At 66.7% G+C, this 5,329-nt stretch carries 4 protein-coding genes and 3 tRNA genes; 1 reads left to right on the top strand and 6 read right to left on the bottom strand.

The annotated features are described in order from the left end of the window. Positions 1 to 13 precede the first annotated feature (13 nt). The 5 genes from ACFWBU_RS21095 to ACFWBU_RS21075 form a co-directional block, all read right to left on the bottom strand. A tRNA-Glu gene (locus tag ACFWBU_RS21095) sits at positions 14 to 86 on the bottom strand. An 85-nt stretch (positions 87 to 171) separates the two neighbouring features. Beyond that, a tRNA-Glu gene (locus tag ACFWBU_RS21090) sits at positions 172 to 247 on the bottom strand. 87 nt (positions 248 to 334) lie between these two features. Then, a tRNA-Gln gene (locus ACFWBU_RS21085) sits at positions 335 to 406 on the bottom strand. A 193-nt stretch (positions 407 to 599) separates the two neighbouring features. Then, entirely contained in the window at positions 600 to 2,072 is a 1,473-nt protein-coding gene (gltX, locus tag ACFWBU_RS21080; protein WP_169619632.1) for a glutamate--tRNA ligase, read from the bottom strand. 82 nt (positions 2,073 to 2,154) lie between these two features. Then, positions 2,155 to 2,931: a fumarylacetoacetate hydrolase family protein gene (locus ACFWBU_RS21075; RefSeq protein WP_169619633.1), complete on the bottom strand. Its 777-nt coding sequence runs from the start codon at positions 2,929 to 2,931 to the stop codon at positions 2,155 to 2,157. Between the two features lie 113 nt (positions 2,932 to 3,044). Here ACFWBU_RS21075 and ACFWBU_RS21070 point away from each other — a divergent pair, with 113 nt between their 5' ends. Further along, positions 3,045 to 4,217: an MFS transporter gene (locus ACFWBU_RS21070; RefSeq protein ID WP_169619634.1), complete on the top strand. Its 1,173-nt coding sequence runs from the start codon at positions 3,045 to 3,047 to the stop codon at positions 4,215 to 4,217. 47 nt (positions 4,218 to 4,264) lie between these two features. Here ACFWBU_RS21070 and ACFWBU_RS21065 read toward each other — a convergent pair whose 3' ends face one another. Next, entirely contained in the window at positions 4,265 to 5,275 is a 1,011-nt protein-coding gene (locus ACFWBU_RS21065) for a 3-isopropylmalate dehydrogenase (RefSeq protein WP_169619635.1), read from the bottom strand. Positions 5,276 to 5,329: the final 54 nt, after the last annotated feature.

The raw sequence follows: 5,329 nt of genomic DNA, 5'->3' as shown, positions 1-5,329 counted from the left end.
GGTCTTCTGCCTGTACCCCCGATGGGATTCGAACCCACGCTACCGCCGTGAGAGGGCGGCGTCCTAGGCCGCTAGACGACGGGGGCCTGGACTTTCCTTCGACACACCCCGGAAGGCATGCCTGCTTTCAGAGAAGAACACCCACCGATCCGGAGATCGATGGGCCGTTCATGGTACCCCCGATGGGATTCGAACCCACGCTACCGCCGTGAGAGGGCGGCGTCCTAGGCCGCTAGACGACGGGGGCCTGAGAACTTCTTCTCGTTACGCTTCCCGGGGGAAGCTCAGCCAGCTTAGCTGGCCGAGACGTGGCGGGCAAACCACCACATCGCAGCTGGGGTACCAGGACTCGAACCTAGAATGGCTGAACCAGAATCAGCTGTGTTGCCAATTACACCATACCCCAATGGACTGTCCCTTCGGCCTGCGCACTGCGCTCCGGCCTCCGTTCCCGAACCGAGAGAAAGATTAGCACCATCACCGTGCACAACTACAAATCGCCTGGTCAAAGTAGGTAAATCGGCCTCGAACCGGAAGCGCCCGCGTAGCGGAAGCTACGCGGGCGCCCGTCAGTGCCGGCCGATCGGTGGTGGCGCCGATCAGCCGACGACGGCCCGAGCCGCGCGCATGCGGTCCAGGGTGCGCTCGCGTCCGAGCAACTCCATCGACTCGTAGAGCGGCGGGCTGATGTGCGAGCCCGTGACGGCCACCCGCACGGGCGCGAACGCCTTGCGCGGCTTGAGTCCGAGATCGTCGATGAGGGCCGTTTTGAGGGCCTCCTCGATCGCCTCGGTGGACCAGTCGCCCAGACCGTCCAACGCGGTGAGCGCGGCGTCGAGGACCGGTGCCGCCTCCTCCTTGAGGTTCTTCGCGGCAGCCGCCTCGTCCAGAACGAAGTCCGATTCGTCGACGAAGAGGAACTTCAGCAGATCCCACGCGTCGGAGAGCACCACGATGCGCGTCTGGACGAGATCGGCGGCCTTCCTGAACACCGTGTCGTCCACGTCGGCCGCGAGATGACCGTGCTCGACGAGGAACGACTTCAGACGGTTCGAGAAGTCCGCCGGCTCGAGCATCCGGATGTGCTCGGCATTGATCGCGTCGGCCTTCTTCTGGTCGAACCGCGCCGGGTTCGAATTGACCTTGCCGATATCGAAGGCCGCGACCATCTCGTCGAGAGAGAAGATGTCGCGGTCGTCGGCCAGTCCCCAGCCGAGCAGCGCGAGGTAGTTCAGCAATCCCTCCGGGATGAAACCGCGGTCGCGATGGAGGAAGAGGTTGGACTCGGGATCGCGCTTGGAGAGCTTCTTGTTTCCCTGGCCCATGACGAACGGAAGGTGCCCGAACTCGGGCGTGAAGTCGGCTACCCCGATGCGCTGCAGCGCGGCGTACAGGGCGAGCTGACGAGGCGTGGACGACAACAGGTCTTCGCCGCGCAGAACGTGGGTGATCTTCATGAGCGCGTCGTCCACGGGATTGACGAGCGTGTACAGCGGGATGCCGTTACCGCGGGTGAGCGCGAAATCGGGAACGCTGCCTGCCTTGAACGTCGTCTCACCGCGGACGAGATCGTGCCATGTGAGGTCCTCGTCGGGCATCCGCAGCCGCACGACAGCCTTGCGTCCCTCGTCGAGGAAAGCCTGCCGCTGCTCGGGTGTCAGGTCGCGATCGTAATTGTCGTAGCCGAGCTTGGGGTCGCGTCCCGCCGCCTTGTGGCGCTCCTCGACTTCCTCCGCGGTCGAGAACGACTCGTAGGCCTCGCCGGCCTCGAGCAGTTTCTCCACGACGCCGATGTGGAGTCCACGACGCTCCGACTGGCGGTACGGCTTGTACGGTCCGCCGACCTCCGGGCCCTCGTCCCATTCGAGGCCCAGCCAGCGCAACGCGTCGAGGATCGCCTGGTACGACTCCTCGCTGTCCCGGGCAGCGTCGGTGTCTTCGATGCGGAACACGAACGTGCCGCCGTGGTGACGCGCGAAGGCCCAGTTGAACAGGGCGGTACGCACGAGACCCACGTGCGGGGTTCCGGTCGGGGACGGACAGAAACGGACACGTACTTCGCTGCTGGTCATGACTCGCTCAGGGTTGAGGATCGACGGGGAGACCCTCCCAGGCTATCCCCTGACCGCCGCCCGGGAAGCGGAGACCGCCCGGTCAGGCACCCTTGGCGACGACCGGATTGGTCAGTGTTCCGATCTTCTCGACGGTGACGGAAACGGTGTCGCCCGGGACGATCGGTCCGACGCCCTCGGGGGTGCCGGTGAGAATGACGTCGCCCGGAAGCAGGGTCATGACCGCCGACACCCATTCGATGAGCTTCGGAATGTCGTGGACCATCAGAGAAGTCCGGCTCCGCTGACGCTGCTGCCCGTCGACCTCCGCCGTGATCTCGAGATCCGAGGGGTCGAGGTCGGTCTCGATCCACGGCCCCAGCGGGCAGAACGTGTCGTGCCCCTTGGCTCGCGTCCACTGTCCGTCGGCCGCCTGGTGGTCGCGGGCCGAGACGTCGTTCGCGACGGTGTATCCGAGGATCGCCTCACGCGCCTTCGCCGCCGGTACGTCCTTGCACGGCCTGCCGATCACGACGGCCAGCTCGGCCTCGTGGTGCACGACAGAAGCATTGCGAGGAATGACGATCGGGGCACCCGGCCCGACGATCGAGGTGTTCGGCTTGAGGAAGATCACCGGCTCCTCGGGTACCTCGTTCCCCGATTCCGCGGCGTGCGCAGCGTAATTGCGGCCGACGGCAATCACCTTGCTGGCGAGGATGGGAGCGAGCAACCGGACATCGGCGAGCGGCCAGCTACGCCCGGTGAAGGTGGGTGTACCGAAGGGATGCTCGGCGATCTCCTTCGCGGTCGCGGAATCCCCCTCCCCCTCGATGCTGACGAAAGCGACACCGTCCGGACTGGCAATTCGACCAAGGCGCATGCGGGAAGTCTAACGGGGCGGTCGCCACCTCCGATCGACGCGGCGTCGGCGGCCGTATAAAGTGAGCCCACAATTTCAAGATACGGGATGATTATCCTAGATAGTGGGAAACGATGGACGCGGGAGAAATCGGGGCACGGCGCTGGCTCATCCTGGCCGTCGGCGTGCTGGCACAGGCGGCGCAAGCCACGATCGTCAACGGAGTGGCGTTCCTCATCCCCTCGCTCCATACCGAGGCGGGCCTCTCGCTCGCGCAGGCCGGAACCCTTGCGGGCGCACCGCTGTTCGGCGGCGTCTTCACTCTCGTCATGTGGGGCGCGATCTCGGATCGATTCGGCGAGCGGTTCGCGTTGACGGCCGGACTCGGACTCGCATCGGCGGCAACGGCCGCAGCTACGCTCACCACCTCGATTCCCGCGCTGGGCATACTGCTCGTGCTCGCCGGCGCCGGCGCCGTCAGCGCGAACGCCGCGAGCGGACGCGTCGTCGTCGGGTGGTTCGCGCCCCGCCAACGCGGACTGGCGATGGGAATTCGTCAGATGTCGGTGCCGCTCGGCGTCGCAGCGGGAGCACTCGTCATTCCCCCGGTCGCCGCGCACCACGGCGTCGCCTGGGCACTGGCCTTTCCGGCGCTCGCCTGCGGGATCGCGGCACTCGCATGCGTGCTCGGGATCCTGGACCCGCCCCGGCCCGACCGGGCGGAGGCGCAACGCACGGGAATGCTCGCGAATCCGTACCGGAGTTCGTGGACTCTCGCGCGCATCCACGCGGCTTCGATCCTGCTGGTGGTGCCGCAGTACGTCGTGTGGACCTATTCACTCGTGTGGCTGATCACCGATCGAGCATGGGACGAAACCGGTGCCGGTCTGCTGATCACGGTGGCCCAGATCCTTGCCGCTCTCGGCCGTGTCGCCGCCGGGAGCTGGTCCGACCGGGTGGGCAGCAGACTGGGTCCGATGCGACTCGTCGCCGTATCGGTGGTCCTGGCGATGGTCGCACTGGCCGCGACATCCCTGTCCGGGTCGGTGGCAGCGGTCGTCGTCCTGCTCGTCGCCTCGGTGCTGACCTCGGCCCCGAACGGGCTGGCGTTCACGGCCGTTGCGGAGATCGCGGGGCCGTACTGGGGAGGACGAGCGCTCGGCGTCCAGAACACCGGGCAATTCGTCGCGGCGGCTGCGGTGGGGCCGGTGTTCGGCGCGCTCATCGCTGTGGTCGGGTTCCCGGCGGCATTCGCGATCGCAGCGGTCGCACCGGCAGCCGCCGCACCGGTGATTCCGAAAAGCTGACCGGCGTGCTGGTTCCGGCTACCGAGGCAACCGGAACCAGCACCGCGTCAGAGTGCTGCGGCGATACGGTCGCCGACCTCGGTCGTGACGATCGGTCCCGATCCCCGCGACGCGAGATCCGCTTCCACGGCCTGCTCCACGCGGGCGGCATCCTCGTCGCGCCCGAGATGACGCAGCAGCAACGCAGTCGACAAGATCGCCGCCGTCGGGTCCGCGATGCCCTTGCCCGCGATGTCGGGAGCCGAGCCGTGTACCGGTTCGAACATCGACGGATTCGTGCCGGAGGCGTCGATGTTGCCGCTGGCCGCCAAGCCGATACCGCCGGTGACCGCACCCGCCAGGTCCGTGATGATGTCGCCGAACAGATTGTCGGTGACGATCACATCGAACCGCGACGGATCGTCGACCATGTAGATCGTCGCCGCGTCGATGTGGCAGTAGGCGGTCTCGACGTCGGGGTACTCGCGGCCCACGGTCTCGATCGCGCGGGTCCAGATCGCGCCCGCGTTCGACAGCACGTTGGTCTTGTGGATGAGCGTGAGGTGCTTACGACGGGTCTGCGCCAGCGCGAACGCGTACCGCACGACGCGCTCCGCGCCGAACCAGGTGTTGATCGACACCTCGGTGGCGATCTCGTGCGGTGTGCCGACCCGGATCGCTCCGCCGTTGCCCGTGTACGGGCCCTCGGTGCCTTCACGCACGACCACGAAGTCGATGTCGGGGTTCTTCGCGAGCGGCGACACCGAACCCGGATGCAGCCGCGAAGGACGCAGGTTCACGTGGTGGTCGAGAGCGAACCGCATGTTGAGCAACAGGCCACGCTCGAGCACGCCGGGCTTGACCGACGGATCCCCGATGGCGCCGAGCAGGATTGCGTCGTGTTCACGGATCGCCTCGAGATCCGCGTCCGGCAGCAGTTCACCGGTGGCGTTGTATCGCTTTGCGCCGAGGTCGTATTCGGTGGTCTCGAGGTCCGGGACCAAGGCGCGCAACACCTTCAGCGCCTCTGCTGTGACCTCGACACCGATTCCGTCACCGGGGATGACTGCGAGTTTCATGGGTTGGTGCTCACTTCCTGTGCGACGGTGGCCGCGACCGTGCTGAGACGGTCG

This window comes from Rhodococcus sp. NPDC060084 (genome assembly GCF_042730335.1).
Classification (GTDB): Bacteria; Actinomycetota; Actinomycetes; order Mycobacteriales; family Mycobacteriaceae; genus Rhodococcus.
This window is presented reverse-complemented; position numbering and strand designations above follow the sequence as displayed.

What these genes read in the sequence shown, in the direction of transcription:
- gltX (WP_169619632.1), bottom strand. Translation starts at nt 2,072, where the DNA reads ATGACCAGCAGCGAAGTACGTGTCCGTTTCTGTCCGTCCCCGACCGGA.
- ACFWBU_RS21075 (WP_169619633.1), bottom strand. Translation starts at nt 2,931, where the DNA reads ATGCGCCTTGGTCGAATTGCCAGTCCGGACGGTGTCGCTTTCGTCAGC.
- ACFWBU_RS21070 (WP_169619634.1), top strand. Translation starts at nt 3,045, where the DNA reads ATGGACGCGGGAGAAATCGGGGCACGGCGCTGGCTCATCCTGGCCGTC.
- ACFWBU_RS21065 (WP_169619635.1), bottom strand. Translation starts at nt 5,275, where the DNA reads ATGAAACTCGCAGTCATCCCCGGTGACGGAATCGGTGTCGAGGTCACA.